The organism is Brevundimonas mediterranea (assembly GCF_011064825.1).
Taxonomy (GTDB): Bacteria; Pseudomonadota; Alphaproteobacteria; order Caulobacterales; family Caulobacteraceae; genus Brevundimonas; species Brevundimonas mediterranea_A.
Genome location: NZ_CP048751.1, coordinates 152,972 through 171,652 on the forward strand (window position 1 = coordinate 152,972; position 18,681 = coordinate 171,652).

Consider the following 18,681-nt stretch of genomic DNA (forward strand, 5'->3'; position numbering starts at 1 on the left):
GCGATAAGCTGGCGCCGTCGTTAAACCTTATGCCTCCCACGCTTGCCAACCCCCGCCGCCGTCCTTTCGCCCAAATGTCATACCGATTGCGGCGAAGCGGCGCAGGTCAGAGGGGGGAAGCCGTTTCGACGGTCGCGCCGAAAAGATGATGAAAACTGGTCTTCAGCGCCGCGTCCGCCTCGTCCATGGTGGCCAGAACGCCCAGATCGACCAGGCTGGTGACCCCGTGCTCCTGGATGCCGCAGGGCACGATGCCGCCGAAATGATCCAGATCCGGCTCCACGTTCAGGCTGACGCCGTGGAAGCTGACCCATTTGCGCACCTTGACGCCGATGGCGGCGATCTTGTCCTCACGGCTCCAGCCCGCGCCCTTGCGCTCGACCCAGACCCCGACCCGACCTTCGCGCACGTCGGCCGTCACGCCGAACTGGGCCAGGCCGCCGATGAGCCATTGCTCAAGCCCCCTGACGAAGGCGCGCACGTCGCGGCCGCGCCGGTTCAGGTCCAGCATGACATAGGCCACCCGCTGGCCCGGCCCATGATAGGTGAACTGCCCGCCCCGCCCCGTCCGGTGAACCGGGAAGCGGCCGGCGTCGAGCAGGTCCTCGTCCCGCGCCGACACCCCGGCGGTATAGAGGGGCGGATGTTCCAGCAGCCAGACCATCTCCCCCGCCTCGCCCGCCGCTATGGCGGCGACACGCGCCTCCATGAAGGCTTCGGCGGCGGCGTAATCGACAGGGCGGGTCGCCACCGCCCATTCGACGGGGCGGTCGTCGTCGCGACGCAGCTTCTGAAGTTCAGGACTTAACGGCTCGGCAAGCATAAGGCTTCAATGTGCAGCTTGAGGCGTTTCCGCAAGGGACGACCTCATAGTGAACGAGAGCGCCCGTGTCCCAGATCAACGCCGTCGACGTCGAAATCTCAGTGGTGCTGGGCCGTATGGTGCTGCCGATGTCGCAATTGCTGCGCATGGGTCGGGGCGCCGTGATTCCGCTGGACGCCTCCGAAGGCGACGAGGTCTGGATCCTGGCGAACAATCACCCGGTCGCGCGCGGCGAGATCGAGATTCGCGACGACCGGATCGCCATCACCGTGACCCGATCGGCCGACCTCTACGACTTCATGGCCGGTTCGGCCTGACGTATCCACAAGCTGAAACGCACAAAGCGCGACAGGGCTGAAAAGAGAGCCTTTCCTTTTCCGGCGGCTTCGTCTATTCGCCGCCGCTCCGATGCGAGCGGTCGTGGCGGAATTGGTAGACGCGCAGCGTTGAGGTCGCTGTGGGGCAACCCGTGGAAGTTCGAGTCTTCTCGACCGCACCATCTGGCTAAACAGGGCGATTCATCGGCTAACTACGGCTGGACATTCTACCAAGGGAGGCGACCACGTGAGCACCACGGACTCCGCCTTCGCTCCAGCCGAAGCGCCTGATATCGAAGACCACGCCGCCCTGGACGAGGACTATGTCCTCACCCCTCAATTCGTCGAAAAAGTCGTGGACGCCGCCGACGACGGCGACGGCATGCGGCTGCGGTCCCTGCTGGAGGATCTGCACCCCGCCGACGTCGCCGACCTGATGGGCTTCCTGACCTCGGAACACCGCGCCGTCGTGGTGCTGTGGCTGCCGCCGGAGCTGCTGGCCGAGACCCTGCCCGAACTGGATGACGGGATTCGGGAAGAGGTGCTGGAGCGGGTGCCGCACGGCACCCTGGCCGAGGCCCTGCAGGAACTGGATTCCGATGACGCCGCCGCCGTGGTCGAGGACCTTGAGGACGACCAGCGCGAACGCGTTCTGGCGGCCATGCCGGACGTCGACCGCGCCGCGATCGAGAGCAGCCTGGGCTATGATGAGGAGTCCGCCGGCCGCCTGATGCAGCGCGAGGTGATGGCCGCGCCCCAATTCTGGAGCGTGGGCGACACCATCGACCACATCCGCAAACAGGGCGACGATCTGCCGGAGCTGTTCTTCGACATCTATGTGGTCGATCCGCTGAACCGCCCGGTCGGCGGCGTGCCGATCAGCGGTCTGTTGCGCGCGCCGCGCAGCGCGGCCCTGGCCGACCTGATGGAGCCGATCAACGAGATCGCCGTCGATCAGGACCAGGAAGAGGTCGCCTATATCTTCGAGAAATACCACCTGATCTCGGCCCCGGTCGTGGACGCGGCCGGGCGGCTGGTGGGCCAGATCACCGTCGATGACATCGTCAACATCATTCAGGAAGAAAACCGCGAGGACATCCTGCGCCTGGCCGGTGTCGCCGACGAGGATCGCGGCTCGTCCGTGTCCGAGATCGTGCGCGGTCGCGTGCCCTGGCTGGCGATCAATCTGGCGACGGCCGCCCTGGGCGCCAGCGTCATCGGTCTGTTCGAAGGCACCATCCAGCAGATCGTCGCCCTGGCCGTGCTGATGCCCATCGTCTCGGCCATCGGCGGCAACGCCGGGACCCAGGCCCTGACCGTCACCGTCCGCGCTCTGGCGACCCGCGAACTGAACTCGGCCAACGCCATGCGGACCTTCCTGCGCGAGCTGGCGGTCGGCGTCGCCAACGGGCTGGTTCTGGCCCCCCTGATCGGGGTCGCGGCGGGATTCTGGTTCCGCGACGAGGACTGGCGGATCGGTCTGGTCATCGGGGCGGCCATGATCCTGAACCTGCTGGTGGCCGCCTGTATCGGCGTGCTCACGCCTTTGACCCTGTCAAAGCTGAAGTTCGACCCCGCCGTTTCGTCGGCGGTGTTCGTCACGGCCACGACCGACTTCTTCGGATTCCTGATTTTCCTCGGTCTGGCCACCATGGTTTTGCTGTAGAAGCCTGGCCCCATGTTTGCTGAGACGTGGCCCTGGGCCGCGCCGCCGTCTCGCTTTGGGGCAACACCTGTGTCTGACACGCCGAAACCGACCAAGATCTCTCGCGAAGGGGTCATTCTGATCAAGAGCTTCGAGGGTTTCCGCCCGCGAGCCGTTCAGCGCGCCGACGGCCGCTGGACGATCGGCTATGGCCATACCCGTTCCGCCCGCGAAGGGCTGAGCGTGTCCGAGAGCGACGCCGAACTGCTGTTGCAGTACGACCTGATCCCGGTGGTTCGCGCCATCGGCTCCGTCCAGGCGCCGCTGAACCAGCATCAGTTCGACGCCCTCGCCAGTTTCGCCTTCTCGGTGGGGGTTGATCGTTTCACGACGTCAGACGTCCTGGCCCGATTGAACGCGGGCGCGCCTGACGAAGCCGCCGAGGCCCTTGGCGGCTGGTCGGACGACACCGAGATCGCCACGCCGCCGCGACGCCGCGCCGCCGAACGCGCCCTGTTCGTCGCCAATCCCGACGCGCCGGTTTCGCTGGCCGACCTTCTCGCCGCGCCCCTGCCGCCGGTGGCCGCCACCCTCGTGGAACGCACCGTCGAACCGGAAACGCCGGTTGAGGGGGGCACGTTCGAAAACGCGGATGTCGCGCCCTTCCCGGCCCTGCCGTCGGCGACCCTAACGAGAGCGGCGGCCGTCGCGGTTCTGCTGGGCGAAGACCAGGACGGTCTGCTTCCCGTCGCTGCCGACGAGACGCCTCCGGCGCTTGAAGTCGCGCCGGTCGAAGAGGAATCGACCCCGGACGTCCTGATCGAGACAGACGTCGCCGAAGAAGCCGAACCGGCGAAAGAACCGGAGCCGCGCCCTTCGCCGCCCGCACCTCAGATCGACAAGACGGCCGGCGTCGCCGCCTTCTACTCCCCCTACGCCGTGCGCGCCCACGGCCCGCTGCTCGGCTTTGGAGCGGGACGCGTGAACGCCAAGCCGGAGGCGACCGCCGCCGCCAATGACCTCGTTGCGCAAGACGTCGAGGTCGAGGCGACGGAAGACCGTGCGGTCGAGACTTCATTCACCCCGCCCGCGGCCCTGCCCGCCCCCTCGCCAGGCGAAACAGCGGTCGCCGGCGGGGAGGTTTCAACGCCTGAACCGGCTGTAGAACCTGCGACTTCAGAAGACGCGCCTGAGACGTTTGAACAACCGCAAATGATCGCCGAGCAGGCGGTCGAAGTCCCGGTGTTCGCCGCCGCCGCGCCGCCGCAGGATCCGATCCCGCTTGAACTGACGGCTGATCCTGTCTCGCCGCAGGAATCGTCGAACGCCCGCCAGGCATGGCCCGAGAGCCGCGAGGCGGTCGATCCTGACCAGACGCCTCTGTTCGAGGCGGAAGAGAATTCCGCGATCGATGAAGAGATCCAGGCCGACTATGCTCCGGTCGCGCCCACCGCTCAGCAGGGCAGTTGGAGCGAAACGGCGACCTTTCTGGTGATGGGCGGCATCGGCATGCTGTCGTTCGGCGCCGCCATGGCCGCCTTCCGGCAATCCTCCCGTTCGAGCGACGAAACGCTCCTGATCGGCTGGGTGCTGGCCGTCATCGCCCTCGCCTGCGTCGGGGTGTCGGGCTACAATCTTTACAAACGCTGGGGCCGCGCCGACCGCGCCTAAGACTGTTTTGCGAAAGAGGATGCGCGATGCTACCCCTTTGCGCATGAGCATTCCCTTCGCGCCGCAATCCATGGAATTCAGCCTCGGCGAAAACGCCGACGCGATTCGCGAGACGACCGCCCGATGGGCGGCAGATCGCTTGGCCCCCCTGGCGGCCGAGATCGACGCGACAAACGCCTTCAGGCGCGAGCTCTGGCCCGAGATGGGCGAACTGGGTCTGCACGGGATCACGGTCGAAGAAGACTACGGCGGCCTGGGCCTGGGCTATCTGGAACATGTCGTGGCGATGGAAGAGGTGTCCCGCGCCTCGGCCTCCATCGGCCTGAGCTACGGCGCCCACTCCAACCTGTGCGTCAACCAGATCCGCCGCTGGGGCACGCCCGAGCAGAAGCGGAAATATCTGCCCAAACTCATCAGCGGTGAACATGTCGGCGCGCTCGCCATGTCCGAGGCCGGATCCGGCTCGGACGTGATGTCGATGCGGACGCGGGCCGACCGAAAGGGCGACCGCTATGTCCTGAACGGAACCAAGTTCTGGATCACCAACGCCCCCCACGCCGACACCCTGGTCGTTTACGCCAAGAGCGATCCCGACGCCGGATCAAAGGGCTGCACCGCCTTCCTGATAGAAAAGGGCATGAAGGGGTTCAGCGTCTCCAAGAAGCTGGACAAGATGGGCATGCGCGGCTCGGACACCGCGGAACTGGTGTTCGAGGACTGCGAGGTGCCCGAGGAGAACATCATGGGACCGGTGGGGGGCGGCGCCGGCGTTCTGATGAGCGGCCTGGACTATGAGCGCGCGGTCCTCGCCGCCGGCCCGCTGGGCATCATGCAGGCCGCCCTGGACGTCGTCCTGCCCTATGTCCGCGACCGCCAGCAGTTCGGCCGACCGATCGGATCATTCCAGCTGATGCAGGGCAAGGTGGCGGACATGTACGTCGCCCTGAACAGCGCCCGCGCCTACGTCTATTCGGTCGCCCGCGCCTGCGACGCCGGCCTGACGACCCGCTACGACGCCGCCGGCGCCATTCTACTGGCGTCCGAAAACGCGGTGAAGGTCACGCTTGAGGCCGTCCAGGCCCTGGGCGGCGCAGGCTACACCAAGGAATGGCCGGTCGAACGCCTGGTCCGCGACGCCAAGCTCTACGACATCGGCGCCGGCACCAACGAAATCCGTCGCTTCCTGATCGGTCGGGAACTGCTGGGCGGCTGACGGCTTCTTCCGGGCGGAAGGAGACATCCCATGCCCGCAAAATCCGCAGCCCAGCAGAAGGCCGCCGGCGCCGCCCTGTCGGCCAAACGCGGCGACACGCCCAAGTCCGAACTCCAGGGCGCTTCGAAATCGATGGTGGAGTCCATGACCGAGAAACAGCTCGAGGACTTCGCCCACACCAAACGGAAGGGCAAGCCCGAGCACGCGGCGAAGAAATAGGCGCCGCCGGTGCGATTATTCGGCTTTGTTGCCGTTCGGTAAGTGGCGGTGAAACCTCTGTGCGCCTAGATGGCGCGAACCCCTTTCCCGAGCCGCGCCTGATGCCCGCCCAACCGCCTCCGAACGACGACCTGCGGCTCTTCTCGGACGTGATCGAGGAGCTAGGCGAAGGCGACGATCCCAAGCTGAAGCTCGAGGAGCTGGTCGCGGCCTTCGGCGAGCGCGGCTTCGGGGCGATGATCCTGATTCTCTCGATGCTGGCCCTGCTGCCCTGGCCGCCAGGGGGCAAGGCGGTGTTCGCGGTCCCCATCATATTGATGTCGCTGGAGCTTGCCTTCCAGCGCAGTTCGATCTGGCTCCCACGCTGGGCGCTCCGCACCTCCATCAGCCGTGCGGCCTATCGCGCGGGGGTGTCGCGAATCATGAAGACGGTCCGTTACGTCGAGAACCTGACCCGACCGCGCATCCCGTTCCTGACCGGCGAGGTCGCCGACACGGTCACCGGTCTGATCTGCGTGATCCTGGCGCTGATCATGGCCCTGCCCATCCCGTTCGGCGACGCCCTGCCCGGCATCGCCCTGGTCTTCTTCGCCCTGGGCATGATGCAGAGGGACGGGATCGCCATCCTGCTGGGCGCACTCGCGACCGGCGGCTGCGCCCTGTATCTGTTCCTGATCTGGCGCACGGTCTTCGAAGTCGCCCACCACGCGGCCGGCTGGTTCGCCCAGATCTTTCACTGAAGCCAGACAAAAGGGCCGCCGCGTCGCCGCGACGGCCCTTCATTGTCTGACCGCGAACGGCCGGACCACAACACTCAGCCTGAACAGCGCCAAAACAGCCCGACGGGCGTTAGCGCCAACCAAAAGGTCAGGCCCGGACCTCTCCGAGGACCAGGGTCGCGGCCACCGCACGCGATTGATGACAATGAGACACTGGATCACCTCCTTTCGACTGTTCAACAGGGATCTGAAAGGTAGGTCGGTTCAACAGCTTGCAGCAACAGGCTTCGCGATTTCGTGAAGAAGGGCGCGTTCAGGCCGCCTGCTGCGCTCCCGGCGCCAGCCCCTGCATCATCATGCGGTTGATCTCGATCAGGTCCTGGAACGTCTCTTCGCCGCGCATGACAGCGGAGGAGTGGCGATTGATGAACAGGCTCAGGGAAATGATCTGCGCGCGCAGGGACGCCGGCAGCACGTTGGCGGGATCGCCGCAGTCCGAAGCCAGAGTCGACCACAGACGCCGGTTCCAGTCCAGCGCGTCGATACGCGTGGCCAGATCCCGTTCATCGACCGTCGAGGCATGCACCAGCGCGCGCGTGACCTGGCCGAAGAGCCGGTACTCCAGGTCGCGCGGCGTCTCAGCCCGCGACGTCGCCGCTTTGTAAGCTTGAAGCGACATTCAGAACCTTTTCTTCGTATTCGACAATCTTACGGGCCGCCATCAGGGCCTTGTAGTATTCGCGCGCCAGAACGTGACGCGAGGCGGAGACGCATTCGGCGAGAATGGCGGGGTTCTTGGTCGCGCCCATGAACTCGGAGATCCGCAGCGCCAATTCGTCGTAGAACTTCGCTGCAGAGGCCTCTTCCAGATACATCATCATGATCGGGAAATAGATCCGGCGGGCGGGGGTGGTGACCTCGTCCGCCTGCATGATGTCCTTCTCGCGCAGCACGCTGGCGCGGTTCTGAAGAATCAGCACCCCGCGACGGTCGCCGTTCTGGACCACCGCGCCGTTCAACACGAACCGCTCGCCGGGTTTCAACGACAGCTTCAACGCCATGGACGACCGAACTCCCCAATAGGTCGGAACCGGTCAATCCTGGACCGCACCTGATGAGTCGAACCTTAACGCGAGAGGGTTAACCATCTCTTGTCCCCCCGTACGCTGGAACACCTAGCCACGGCTGACGTTTCCTCTTCGCAGAGGAGGCGCACATGCCGGACAACGATTACCAGGACGACCAGGAGCAGTCGGAGGTCTTCGACGAAACCCATGTCGACGACGAGGGCGAAGGCGACATCCTGCTGGACGAGGCCGAACAGGTGCTGGACGTCACCCAGGCGGACGGCGACGCCGACGAGGATGAGTTCGACGAGGACGATCTCGACATCGACGATCAACTCGCTCTCGACGGGATCGCGCGCGAAGCCGACGCCCTGCTGGGCGTGGATGGCGAAACCCTGAGCCAGTCTGACGCGGACAGCAACAATCTGCGCGCGGACGATGAGGTCGAGCTGGTCTATTCCGGCCTGATGGAGAACGAGCGCGGGGCCCAGGCCAGCGCCGCCCACTGGGAATCCAAACGTCTCGACGACGACGACATCGAACAACTGGGCTACGCGCCCGATCAAACCCCTGATCCGGCGCCCTGAGCCGCCAATCCCTTAAGGAGACGACATGAACGATCCCCACGCCAAGGCCGACGCATCCACCGATACTCCCTATGCGAAACGAATCGTCGCCGAGGAGGGCAAGACGGACCAGCTGAAGGACAAGGTGCAGGAGGCCGAAAGCCGCGAAGAGGCTCTGGTGGACGAAGGCGTCGAAGAGACCTTCCCCGCCAGCGACCCGGTGTCGGCCAAACACATCACCTGATCGCTGTTCATACCCGATCCGATCCGCTAACCCGCTTCGTGACATTCACGGAGCGGGTTTTTCATGGGCCGGTTCGAAGGCACCGATCGCTACATCGCCACCGCTGACCTCAAGGTCGCGGTCAACGCCGCCGTGGCGCTGGAACGGCCTCTGCTGATCAAGGGCGAACCCGGGACGGGCAAGACGGTTCTGGCCTATGAGATCGCCAAGGCCTTCGACGCGCCCCTGATCACCTGGCACGTCAAATCGACGACCAAGGCGCACAACGGCCTGTATGAATACGACGCCGTCAGCCGCCTGCGCGACAGCCAGCTGGGCGATGAGCGGGTTCACGACGTCCGCAACTACCTGAAGAAGGGCAAGCTGTGGGAGGCCTTCACCGCCCCGGCCCGCCCCGTGCTGCTGATCGACGAGATCGACAAGGCCGACATCGAATTCCCCAACGACCTCCTGCAGGAGCTCGACCGGATGGAATTCTATGTCCAGGAGATCGACGAGACGATCCGGGCCGAAATCCGCCCCATCGTCATCATCACCTCAAACAACGAGAAGGAGCTGCCGGACGCCTTCCTGCGCCGCTGCTTCTTCCACTACATCCGCTTCCCTGACGCCGAGACCCTGTCGGCCATCGTCGATGTCCACTTCCCCGGCATCAAGCCCCGCCTGGTCGCTGAAGCCCTCAAGACCTTCTACGAGATCCGCGACACGCCGGGTCTGAAGAAGAAGCCGTCCACCTCGGAACTGCTGGACTGGCTGAAGCTGCTGCTGGTCGAGGATATCGACGCCGAGACCCTGAGGGAAAAGACGCCGAACAAGCTGATCCCGCCCCTGCACGGCGCCCTGTTGAAGAACGAACAGGACATCCACCTGTTCGAACGGCTGGCCTTCCTGGGTCGGCGCGACGGCGGCCGCCCAGGCGGTTGATCGGGCGGTTGATCGGCATTACCGCGATTTCACTGGATCGAAGCCGCCCAGCGCCCACAATAGCAAACATGAGCGTTACCGCCCCGTATCGTCTTCTGACCGCCGGCCTGATGGCCGCAAGCCTGAGCGCCGGCCTGGCGGCCTGCGACGGCGAAAACGCGGTCCGCATCACCACCACCACGACCACCTCGCCGGACGACACGCCCTTGGGCGTGTTGAAGGTGGTGGATGGCCTGCAATGCCCGGACGCCCTGAACGTCCTGACCCGCAAGGGATCGGCCAGCCCCGGCGGGGGATCCTGCACCTATGGCGGGCCGCGCGGGTCCGAGGTGGTTCTCTATCTGGTCAAGCTGGACGGTCGTTCGGCCGATCAGGTGCTGCGGGACTACGAACGCCGCCTGTCCGATGAAATGCCGCAGGCGGCGGTGCGGATCGACGCCCGCGAGCGTCAGACGGGCGAAGACAAGACCTCGGTCGAGGCGCCGGGCGTCAACATCAGGACCAAAGGCGAAGACGCCACCGTCAGCCTGCCCGGCATCCACATAGAGACCCAGGGCGACAACGCCTCCGTCCGTATCGCCGGCATCAACATCCAGTCCAAGGACGGCCAGGGCGTGCGGACGGAGACCAGCAACGTCAGCGTCCAGTCCAACGGCGAAACCACCCAGGTCCGCACCCAGGCGCCCGGTGACGCCACCCGCATGACCTTCCTGCTCGCCGACGACAATGTCGAAGCCGGCGCCTGGCGTCAGGTGGGGTTCGTGGCGCGCGGTCCGGTCGGCGGCCCCCTGGTCATCGCCACTGTGCGGTCCAAGGCCACCAACGACCGGGTGTTCGAATCCGCCAAGGATCTGGTCGCGCTGAACGTCGGGAACTGACGGTTTTCCACGCTGGATGCGGCGCTGATCGATCCGATTCGCCCTTGCCGCCTTGATCCCCGCGCCGCTTTGCGTCACCTGACCAGCCCACAAGCCATCAGGATCGACGATTTGGCCGAGCGCCCCAAGAAGAAGACCGAAGTCCGCGCCTGGCAGCGCATGCTGTCGGGCCGACGCCTGGACCTGCTCGATCCCTCGCCCTTCGACATCGAGATCGAGGACATCGCCCACGGCCTGGCCCGCGTCGCGCGCTGGAACGGTCAGACGATCGGCGAACACGCCTTCTCGGTCGCCCAGCACAGTGTCGTGGTCGAGGAGATCGCCGCCCACATCAAGCCGGGCCTGGACCCGAAATGGCGCCTGGCCGCCCTTCTGCACGACGCCTCGGAATACGTCATCGGCGACATGATCTCGCCGTTCAAGGCGGCCCTGGGCGAAGGCTACAAGGATTTCGAGGCCCGGCTCGAGGCGGCCATTCACGTCCGCTACGGCCTGCCGCCCAAGACGCCGCAGACCATCAAGACCCTGATCAAGAAGGCCGACAAGGCCTGCGCCTTTTTCGAGGCGACGCAGTTGGCCGGATTCAACGAAAAGGAATCCCTGGGCATCTTCGGCTCGCCCCCGCAGGGCTACAGCCTGGTCATCGAACCCCAGCCGGCCTCCATCGCCCAGGCCCGTTATCTGGAACGCTATCAGGTCCTGGCCAAGGCGGTCGGCCTCCTGCCCGCCGACGACGCCTGGCATACGGAATAGGCATGGCGGGACCGGCGGATCAGGGCGTGCGCATCGGCCTGTCGGTCGTCGTCATGGCGCTGAAGGACCGCCGGGCCGTGGTCCTGACGACCCAGGCCGAGGACGGCGCCCGCGCCCTGCCCTTCGGCCCGTTCGATCCCGTGCGCGACCGCACGTTCGAACGGGCTCTGCGCGACTTCGTGACCGACCAGACGGGCTTCCGCCTGGGCTTCGTCGAACAGCTCTACACCTTCGGCGACGCCGGTCGCGCCACGCCCCGCGCCACCCCCACTCCAGACCAGAGGCGCGAGGTCTCGGTCGGCTATCTGGCCCTGACCCCGGACGCCGCCCAGGGCCAGACCCATGACGCGCACTGGGACGCCGTATTCGACTTCTTCCCGTGGGAGGATCGTCGCGCCGACAACCCCGCCCTGCACGCCGCCCTGGTCGAGGGACTGACCCGTTGGTCCGACGCCGACGACCGCCGCACGGCCCGCGCCCGCGCCCTGTTCGCCCTGACGCCCGACCACCGTTGGAACGAGGAACGGGTGCTGGAACGCTATGAGCTCCTGTACGAGGCGCGACTGGTCGCCGAGGCCTGGCGCGACGCGCGCCAGACGCCGCCCGCGGCCTCCGCCCTGCTGCCCGGCGCGCCCATGGGATCGGACCATAGGCGCATCCTGGCGACAGGTCTCGGCCGGCTGCGCAGCAAGCTGAAATACCGACCGGTCCTGTTCGACCTGACGCCCGGCCTCTTCACCCTGTCGGAACTCCAGGCCGCCGCCGAGGCCGTCTCGGGCCTGACACTGCACAAGCAGAATTTCCGGCGCGGCGTCGAACGCACAGGCCTGGTCGAACCCACCGGACAACTGTCCTCGACCACCGGCGGACGCCCCGCCGAACTGTTTCGATTCAAGGGCGTCGACCCCCAGACGGGCGCCGCGCCGGGCCTGTCCCTACCTGCGCAAAGATAGCGTCCGATTTCTTTCACAGACCGCTTGCGATGCGGCGCGCCTGCCATTAGAGAAGCCGCTCGCTCGACCAAGCGACTATGCACCGCGGAGAGGTGGCAGAGTGGTCGAATGTACCGCACTCGAAATGCGGCGTGCCTGGAAGGGTACCGTGGGTTCGAATCCCACCCTCTCCGCCATTCGCCTGTTCAGGGGCGTTCGCCAAGGTTCCTGAACGTCCGAAAACCCAATAAAAACAACACTTCATGAGCTAGACCCGTCCGGCATTGACCGCCCCGGTTCGCCATGTTTTGCTGCACAAACGTGGGTAGGAACGTGGGTAGAAACCATGCGTGCCTTGCATCGTTTGAGCGCTCTGAAAGCCAGCAGAATCAAGGAGCCTGGGCTCCATGCTGACGGCGGGGGCCTGTATCTCCAAGTGGGTCGGGGCGACGCCCGGTCGTGGATTTTCCGCTATTCCGCCGATGGGCGCGAGCGCCAGATGGGCCTGGGCCCGGCGCATACGGTCGGCCTGGCCGAAGCCAGAGATATGGCGCTTGAGCTTCGGAAGCTCCGTTTGAAGGGCGTGGATCCGATTGAGGCGCGCAAGGCTGAGCAGGAGGCCTGCCGTCGGCAGCGGGCCAGCGCCGTGACCTTTTCCCAGGCCGTGAGCGAATATATCCGCCTCAATAGGGCCGGGTGGCGCAACGACAAGCACGCCGCCCAATGGACCTCCACCCTGAAGACCTATGCCGAGCCGGTCATCGGTTCGCGGCCGGTCGCCTCAATCGACGCGAACGACATCCTGCGGGTTCTCGAACCGATCTGGATCGATAAGGCCGAAACCGCCAGCCGCGTTCGGGGACGCATAGAGGCCGTCCTGGACTGGTCCACCGTTCGCGGCCAGCGCTCGGGCGAAAACCCCGCACGCTGGCGCGGACACCTCGAACTGCTCCTTCCCGCCAAGAGCAAGGTGCGCAAGGTCGCGCACCATGCCGCCATCGACCGCGCCGAACTGCCCAAGTTCATGGCCCTGCTCTCCAAGCAGCCCGGCACAGGCGCGCATGCTCTGTCCGCTCCGCCGCCCAATCGCGGAAGGTGGATCGAAAGCCGTGGGGAACCGCATCCACCTTCAGGTCGCGCAGCACCTTGATCAGGGTCATGTCGACAATGTCCCGCCGCTTGCAGCGGGAAAGACGATGTCGTCGGGTTTGCCGGGAACGCCAAGAAGGTCGATTGCGGCGCGGGAAAGCGCGGCGCGATGCACCCTTCCCCCTTTCATGCGCTCTGCAGGTGCTGTTCAGATTCCGCGAGCAACGTCCATCTCGCCCCATGTGGCGCCCCGGGTTTCCCCCAGCGGGCAGCCATGAGAATTCCGAACATCAGGGCTCGAGCGCCCATTCCGCCAACGTCTGAAAGGCGAGCGATGAACCCAGGCATTTCGTCAATCGGCAGAGCGCGATGGCGCCGGACCCGCGACACCTTCCCTAGATCGGCCAGCAGCTTATCCAGATGTCCCTCGGCCGTTGAGAGTGCCGCCAGCAACGGACGCTGCGGTTCGTTCCCAACTCATGCGATGGCAAGCGTCGGTGACGGGGTCAACTTGGCCAGTTGCGCAGATTTTGGGCGGCGCCGCTGGCGGGCCGCGCGGTCGGCGCGTTGGAAATCCTGGCCCCAGGCCTTGGTCGTTACGCTTCCGACCGCGCTGGGGGTCGCGGCCTGGGCGGGCGATGACCTGCGTCCAATGTTCTTCGCCTATTTGGCATTCGGATACTAGGCGACTGCGGCAAAGCCTGCGCCGACGGCCATTGAGGCCGGATCTCGAAAAGCGGTTAGCCGAAAGACACTGGCGCCAAGTGTGATCGGGCGCCGTCGCCATCGGTCGAACCGGCCACGCTTTGACGCATTTCCAGACAAGACGCGATGGGCTCGTTCCCGCCCCCTGAGCGCAAACTTCACAAGGACAAGCTCATGTCGATGACGGTTGCGGACTTGCTGGCCAAGACCCTGGCTTCAGCCGGCGTAAGCCGGATCTGGGGCGTTACCGGCGACAGTCTGAACGGGCTGAACGACAGCCTCCGACGCTTCGACCAGATCGAATGGATGCATGTCCGCCATGAGGAAACCGCAGCCTTCGCCGCCGGGGCCGAGGCCGCGATCACCGGTAAGCTGGCGGTCTGCGCCGGCAGTTGCGGGCCAGGAAACCTGCATCTGATCAACGGCCTGTTCGACTGTCACCGCAACCGCACGCCGGTCCTGGCCATCGCCGCCCATATTCCCTCGTCGGAAATCGGCCTGGGCTATTTCCAGGAGACCCATCCGCAGGAGCTGTTCCGCGAATGCAGCGACTTCTGCGAACTGGTGTCCAATCCGGCCCAGATGCCGGGCGTCCTGGCGCGCGCCCTGAACACCGCCGTCGGCAAGGGCGGGGTAGCGGTGATCGTCCTGCCCGGCGATGTGGCTCTGGCCCCGGCGTCGGAAGGCGCCTCGCCCGACTGGACCCCGCCCGGCAAGCCGCGCATCACCCCCGCCGTCGCCGATGTGGCCCGGGCCGCCGAACTGCTGAACGGGGCCGAGAAGGTCGCCATCCTGGCGGGCAGCGGCTGCGCCGGCGCCCATGATCAGGTGCTGGCCCTGGCCGAGGCGCTTCAGGCGCCGGTGGTTCACGCCCTGCGCGGCAAGGAGTACGTCGAATGGGACAATCCCTTCGACGTGGGCATGACCGGCCTGATCGGCTTCTCGTCCGGCTATCACGCCATGATGAACTGCGACGCCCTGGTCATGCTGGGCACCGACTTCCCCTATCGCAACTTTTATCCGTCGGACGCCAGGATCATCCAGATCGACCATGACCCGTCCAGCCTGGGCAAGCGCGCCCATCTGGCCCAGGGCGTGGTCGGGGACGTCGCCGAAACCGTCGCCGCCCTGTTGCCGCAGCTGAAGCCGGATCGGTCGCCGCGTTTCCTAGAGGCCGCACGCAAACACTATCAGTCGGCGCGCGCGGGCCTGGATGATCTGGCGCGGCCGTCCGCGAAGGGCCGGCCCATCCATCCCCAATATCTGGCCGAGGTCGTCAGCCGGCTGGCGTCCGACGATGCGATCTTCACCGCCGACGTCGGCACCCCCACCGTCTGGGCGGCGCGGTACCTGAAGATGAACGGGCGGCGGCGGCTGCTGGGATCCTTCAACCACGGCTCCATGGCCAATGCGATGCTTCAGGGCATAGGCGCCCAGGCGGCCGCTCCGGGGCGGCAGGTGATCTCACTGTCGGGGGACGGGGGTTTCACCATGATGATGGGCGACTTCATCAGCCTGTCGCAGCTGGACCTGCCGCTGAAGGTGATCGTCTTCAACAACGGCTCACTGGGGTTCGTGGCCATGGAGATGAAGGCCGGCGGCTTCCTGGACACCGGCACGGATCTGAAGAACCCCGACTTCGCCGCCATGGCGACGGCCATGGGGATCAAGGGCTTCCGCGTAGAAGACTCCGACCAGCTGGAGGACGTCGTCGCCCAGGCCCTGGCCCATCCCGGCCCGGTGCTGATCGACGTGGTCACAGCCGGCCAGGAACTGGTCATCCCGCCGAAGATCAAGCTGGAACAGGCCAAGGGCTTCAGCCTGTTCATGCTGAAGGCGATCATGAACGGACGGGGCGACGAGGTGATCGAACTGGCCCGGACCAACCTCTAGACCGCAGCAGGCCGGGCGGCGTCTGATGACACGCCGGTACAAGACCCGGTCGGACCATCCGGGCGACAAGGGCGGATCGTTCGAGGTGCAGAAAGACCTTCCGATGACCGCCGATACCCGACCCGCCCCAGCAGCCCCTGCGGCCTCCGCCGGCCTCGGGCGGGGCCTGATGTTCGCAATGGCCGTGGCTGTGGATCGGCGTGGAAAAGGGACCCCGTTAGCGGTGTGATCGGCGTCGAATAAGGACCCCTCATTCCTGAGGTCTAACGGTGGCGGCTTGGCGGATGTCAGGCGGCGAGTTCGGGATGTTGGTGTTGGAGACGGTGTTGAGGATTCGGCGCGAGTTTGCGTCCGGGAAGGCGATCAAGGCGATCGCGCGTGACCTTCGATTGTCGCGCAAGGTGGTGCGCAAGGCGATCCGGGAGCCGGATGCGGAGTTCGCCTATCGGCGGGCGGTGCAGCCGTTGCCGAGGCTGGCGCCGTTCCAGGCCAGGCTCGATGAGCTGCTGGAAGAGGACGAGGCGCGGCCGCGGCGCGAGAAGCTGCGGATGACGCGGGTTCATGACCTGCTGGTGCGCGAGGGGTTCGACGGGTCGTACGACGCGGTCCGGCGCTACGCGGCGGGGTGGCGGCTGAAGCGACGCCGGGGCGTGGCGGACGCGCCATCGTTCATCCCGCTGATGTTCCGGCCGGGCGAGGCCTACCAGTTCGACTGGAGCCACGAGGACGTGGAGATCGCGGGCAAGCCGATGCGGGTGAAGGTGGCGCACATGCGGCTGTGCGCCTCGCGGGCGATCTATGTTCGGGCCTATCCGCGCGAGACCCAGGAGATGCTGTTCGACGCGCATGCGCGGGCGTTCGCCTTCTTCGGCGGCGTGCCGACGCGCGGGATCTACGACAACATGAAGACGGCGGTGACGACGGTGTTCACGGGCAAGGACCGGGTGTTCAACCGGCGCTTCCTGGTCATGGCGAGCCACTACATGGTGGAGCCGACGGCCTGCTCCCCGGCGGCGGGCTGGGAGAAGGGCCAGGTCGAACACCAGGTCCAGACGGCCCGGGGACGGTTCTTCCAGCCGCGCCTGCGCTTCACCAGCCTGGAGGAGCTGAACGGCTGGCTGGAGGCGGAGTGCCGGCGCTGGGGCGAGCTGCGTCAGCACCCCGAGCAGAAAGAGCTGACGGTTGCTCAGGCCCTGGCCGCCGAGCGGCCGGCGCTGCAGCCGATGCTGGGCCCGTTCGACGGCTTCCACGAGAGCGAGCACGCGGTGACGGGGACCTGCCTGATCAGCTTCGACCGTAACCGCTACTCGGTGATGGCGAAGGCCGGGCGCCGTACGGTGCAGGTCCGCGCCTATGCCGACCGGATCGTCGTGCGCTGCGAGGGTGAGGTCGTCGCCGACCATCGCCGGTTCTTCGGTCGTGACCGGACCCTCTACGATCCCTGGCACTACCTCCCGGTGCTGGCGACCAAGCCCGGAGCCCTGCGCAATGGCGCGCCGTTCCAGGACTGGGAGTTGCCGCCGGGGCTGGCCCGCCTGAGGCGCAAGCTGGGTGCGGGCGACGAAGCCGATCGCCGGTTCGTGCGGGTTCTGGCGGCGGTGCTGGAAGACGGCCTGGAGCCGGTCGAGGCCGCGGCGCGCGAGGCGCTCGCCGCCGGGACCGTCAGCGACGACGTCATCCTCAACATCCTGGCGCGCCGGCGCGAACCGCCCCGGCCGCTGAGCATCGTCACGCCCGATGACCTGGCGCTGCGGCATCCGCCTCTGGCGGACTGCGACCGCTACGACAGCTTGCGAGGCATGCATGCAGCGGCATGAGATGATGGCGGCCCTGACCGGCCTGGGCCTCAAGGGCATGGCCGGAGCCTTCGACGAGGCGGTCACCACGGGCCTGCAGCGCAAGCGCACGACCATGGAGATCCTCGCCGACCTGCTGCGCGCCGAGACGACCCACCGGCATGCGGCTTCCATCCGTTACCGGATGGCGGCGGCCAGGCTGCCCGCCGTGAAGGACCTCGACGCCTTCGTGTTCGACGACACGCCGATCAACGAGGGGCTGGTGCGCTCGCTTCACAGCGGCGCCTTCCTGGCGAACCGGCGCAACATCGTGCTGGTCGGCGGGACCGGCACGGGCAAGACCCACCTGGCCACCGCCATCATCGCCAACGTCGTGCGGGCCGGGGCGCGTGGCCGGTACTTCAACACCGTCGACCTGGTGAACCGCCTCGAGGAGGAGACCCGCCTGGGCAAGGCCGGTGCGCTGGCTGCTCACCTCTGCCGCCTCGACGTCGTGGTCCTCGACGAGCTTGGCTACCTGCCGTTCGCCCGCTCGGGCGGCCAGCTGCTGTTCCACCTGATCAGCAAGCTCTACGAGCGGACCTCGGTGATCGTCACGACCAACCTCGCCTTCGGCGAATGGCCGACCGTGTTCGGCGATCCCAAGATGACCACGGCCCTGCTCGACCGCATCACCCACCACTGCGACATCGTCGAGACCGGCAACGACAGCTGGCGCTTCAAACACCGCAGCTAACCCTCCACGAAGAACGCCAGGCGAGGGTTGAGCCTCCGGTCGGGCTACGCCCTCCCTACGCCCCAACCCTCGCAAGCGGTGCGCTCGTGACGTCCATCCCGAACCTCAAAAGGGGGTCCCTATTGCACGCCGATAGGGGGTCCCTTTTAGACGCCGATTGACAGGACAGGGTCTGACATGCGTTCCGCTGTTCACTGTCAGGCGACAACTGGCGAGCGGCGAACTTGAGCCGGTGCTGACCTCATTCATGAAAAGCACAGGCAAGCTGCGCATCGTCTGGCCGTCAAGCCGTCATCCGACGCCCAAGGTCCGCGCCTTCGTGGACTTCGTGGCGGCCGAACTCTTGGTCACCGAGCGGGCGGGCCCGGTGTCGGCGACATCGCAAGTGTCAGCCTAACAAGAGCGGATATTGCGGCCTAGGACTGTTAACGACCTTCCGAACGCTAGGAAGGTCAGGGAAGAGTCACGACCCGACAATCAGCCTGAACGAG

General features: G+C 66.3%; 20 protein-coding genes and 2 tRNA genes. 19 read left to right on the forward strand and 3 right to left on the reverse strand.

The window, feature by feature from the left end:
* Window positions 1-106: 106 nt before the first annotated feature.
* On the reverse strand, window positions 107-823 hold the full coding sequence (gene lipB, locus GYM46_RS00820) for a lipoyl(octanoyl) transferase LipB (protein ID WP_008260521.1): 717 nt from the start codon (window positions 821-823) through the stop codon (window positions 107-109).
* Between the two features lie 65 nt (window positions 824-888).
* On the opposite strand from lipB, the gene GYM46_RS00825 reads away from it, so the two are divergent.
* The 7 genes from GYM46_RS00825 (at window position 889) to GYM46_RS00855 (ending at window position 6,628) form a co-directional block, all read left to right on the forward strand.
* Entirely contained in the window at window positions 889-1,140 is a 252-nt protein-coding gene (locus GYM46_RS00825) for a FliM/FliN family flagellar motor switch protein (protein ID WP_008260376.1), read from the forward strand.
* A gap of 97 nt (window positions 1,141-1,237) precedes the next feature.
* A tRNA-Leu gene (locus GYM46_RS00830) sits at window positions 1,238-1,322 on the forward strand.
* Between the two features lie 65 nt (window positions 1,323-1,387).
* The gene (gene mgtE / locus GYM46_RS00835; protein ID WP_008263150.1) at window positions 1,388-2,806 is read left to right on the forward strand and encodes a magnesium transporter; all 1,419 of its coding nucleotides are present in this window, start codon (window positions 1,388-1,390) and stop codon (window positions 2,804-2,806) included.
* Between the two features lie 69 nt (window positions 2,807-2,875).
* Entirely contained in the window at window positions 2,876-4,456 is a 1,581-nt protein-coding gene (locus tag GYM46_RS00840) for a lysozyme (RefSeq protein ID WP_008260862.1), read from the forward strand.
* Between the two features lie 43 nt (window positions 4,457-4,499).
* Entirely contained in the window at window positions 4,500-5,669 is a 1,170-nt protein-coding gene (locus GYM46_RS00845; protein WP_008261281.1) for an isovaleryl-CoA dehydrogenase, read from the forward strand.
* Between the two features lie 30 nt (window positions 5,670-5,699).
* Complete coding sequence (locus GYM46_RS00850; protein WP_008261669.1) at window positions 5,700-5,888, forward strand: DUF3008 family protein; 189 nt, start codon at window positions 5,700-5,702, stop codon at window positions 5,886-5,888.
* A gap of 101 nt (window positions 5,889-5,989) precedes the next feature.
* The gene (locus GYM46_RS00855; RefSeq protein WP_008260023.1) at window positions 5,990-6,628 is read left to right on the forward strand and encodes an exopolysaccharide biosynthesis protein; all 639 of its coding nucleotides are present in this window, start codon (window positions 5,990-5,992) and stop codon (window positions 6,626-6,628) included.
* Window positions 6,629-6,920: 292 nt separating this feature from the next.
* Here the strand turns inward: GYM46_RS00855 and flaF are convergent, their stop codons facing one another.
* Both flaF and flbT read right to left on the reverse strand, forming a co-directional pair.
* Window positions 6,921-7,286 (reverse strand): flagellar biosynthesis regulator FlaF, encoded by a 366-nt coding sequence (flaF, locus tag GYM46_RS00860; protein ID WP_008260160.1) that lies wholly within the window; start codon window positions 7,284-7,286, stop codon window positions 6,921-6,923.
* Window positions 7,246-7,668 (reverse strand): flagellar biosynthesis repressor FlbT, encoded by a 423-nt coding sequence (flbT, locus tag GYM46_RS00865; RefSeq protein ID WP_008259969.1) that lies wholly within the window; start codon window positions 7,666-7,668, stop codon window positions 7,246-7,248. Before flbT ends, flaF begins: the two co-directional genes overlap by 41 nt.
* 155 nt (window positions 7,669-7,823) lie before the next feature.
* Here flbT and GYM46_RS00870 point away from each other — a divergent pair, with 155 nt between their 5' ends.
* The 12 genes from GYM46_RS00870 to GYM46_RS00925 all read left to right on the forward strand — a co-directional run bounded on the left by GYM46_RS00870 (window position 7,824) and on the right by GYM46_RS00925 (window position 18,587).
* The gene (locus GYM46_RS00870) at window positions 7,824-8,261 is read left to right on the forward strand and encodes a hypothetical protein (RefSeq protein WP_008259506.1); all 438 of its coding nucleotides are present in this window, start codon (window positions 7,824-7,826) and stop codon (window positions 8,259-8,261) included.
* 25 nt (window positions 8,262-8,286) lie between these two features.
* Window positions 8,287-8,484, forward strand: a complete 198-nt coding sequence (locus GYM46_RS00875) for a hypothetical protein (protein ID WP_008264396.1) — start codon at window positions 8,287-8,289, stop codon at window positions 8,482-8,484.
* Between the two features lie 63 nt (window positions 8,485-8,547).
* Entirely contained in the window at window positions 8,548-9,408 is an 861-nt protein-coding gene (locus GYM46_RS00880; RefSeq protein WP_008261076.1) for an AAA family ATPase, read from the forward strand.
* A 68-nt stretch (window positions 9,409-9,476) separates the two neighbouring features.
* Window positions 9,477-10,286: a hypothetical protein gene (locus GYM46_RS00885; RefSeq protein WP_008264116.1), complete on the forward strand. Its 810-nt coding sequence runs from the start codon at window positions 9,477-9,479 to the stop codon at window positions 10,284-10,286.
* 159 nt (window positions 10,287-10,445) lie between these two features.
* Window positions 10,446-11,039: a YfbR-like 5'-deoxynucleotidase gene (locus GYM46_RS00890; protein ID WP_040350008.1), complete on the forward strand. Its 594-nt coding sequence runs from the start codon at window positions 10,446-10,448 to the stop codon at window positions 11,037-11,039.
* Window positions 11,040-11,041: 2 nt separating this feature from the next.
* Window positions 11,042-11,992, forward strand: a complete 951-nt coding sequence (locus GYM46_RS00895) for an NUDIX hydrolase (RefSeq protein ID WP_008261123.1) — start codon at window positions 11,042-11,044, stop codon at window positions 11,990-11,992.
* 86 nt (window positions 11,993-12,078) lie between these two features.
* Window positions 12,079-12,168, forward strand: a tRNA-Ser gene (locus GYM46_RS00900).
* Between the two features lie 149 nt (window positions 12,169-12,317).
* Window positions 12,318-13,121 (forward strand): tyrosine-type recombinase/integrase, encoded by an 804-nt coding sequence (locus GYM46_RS00905; RefSeq protein WP_081836069.1) that lies wholly within the window; start codon window positions 12,318-12,320, stop codon window positions 13,119-13,121.
* An 818-nt stretch (window positions 13,122-13,939) separates the two neighbouring features.
* Window positions 13,940-15,658, forward strand: a complete 1,719-nt coding sequence (gene poxB / locus GYM46_RS00910; RefSeq protein WP_040350006.1) for a ubiquinone-dependent pyruvate dehydrogenase — start codon at window positions 13,940-13,942, stop codon at window positions 15,656-15,658.
* A gap of 305 nt (window positions 15,659-15,963) precedes the next feature.
* A complete protein-coding gene (gene istA, locus GYM46_RS00915; RefSeq protein WP_164952576.1) occupies window positions 15,964-17,475 on the forward strand; it encodes an IS21 family transposase in 1,512 nt (503 codons plus the stop codon).
* The gene (gene istB, locus GYM46_RS00920; RefSeq protein WP_003170613.1) at window positions 17,462-18,190 is read left to right on the forward strand and encodes an IS21-like element helper ATPase IstB; all 729 of its coding nucleotides are present in this window, start codon (window positions 17,462-17,464) and stop codon (window positions 18,188-18,190) included. The genes istA and istB overlap by 14 nt, the downstream gene beginning before the upstream one ends.
* 157 nt (window positions 18,191-18,347) lie before the next feature.
* Window positions 18,348-18,587 carry a LysR substrate-binding domain-containing protein gene (locus tag GYM46_RS00925; RefSeq protein WP_164952577.1) on the forward strand — a complete coding sequence of 80 codons (240 nt, stop codon included), beginning with the start codon at window positions 18,348-18,350 and terminating at the stop codon, window positions 18,585-18,587.
* Window positions 18,588-18,681 lie beyond the last annotated feature (94 nt).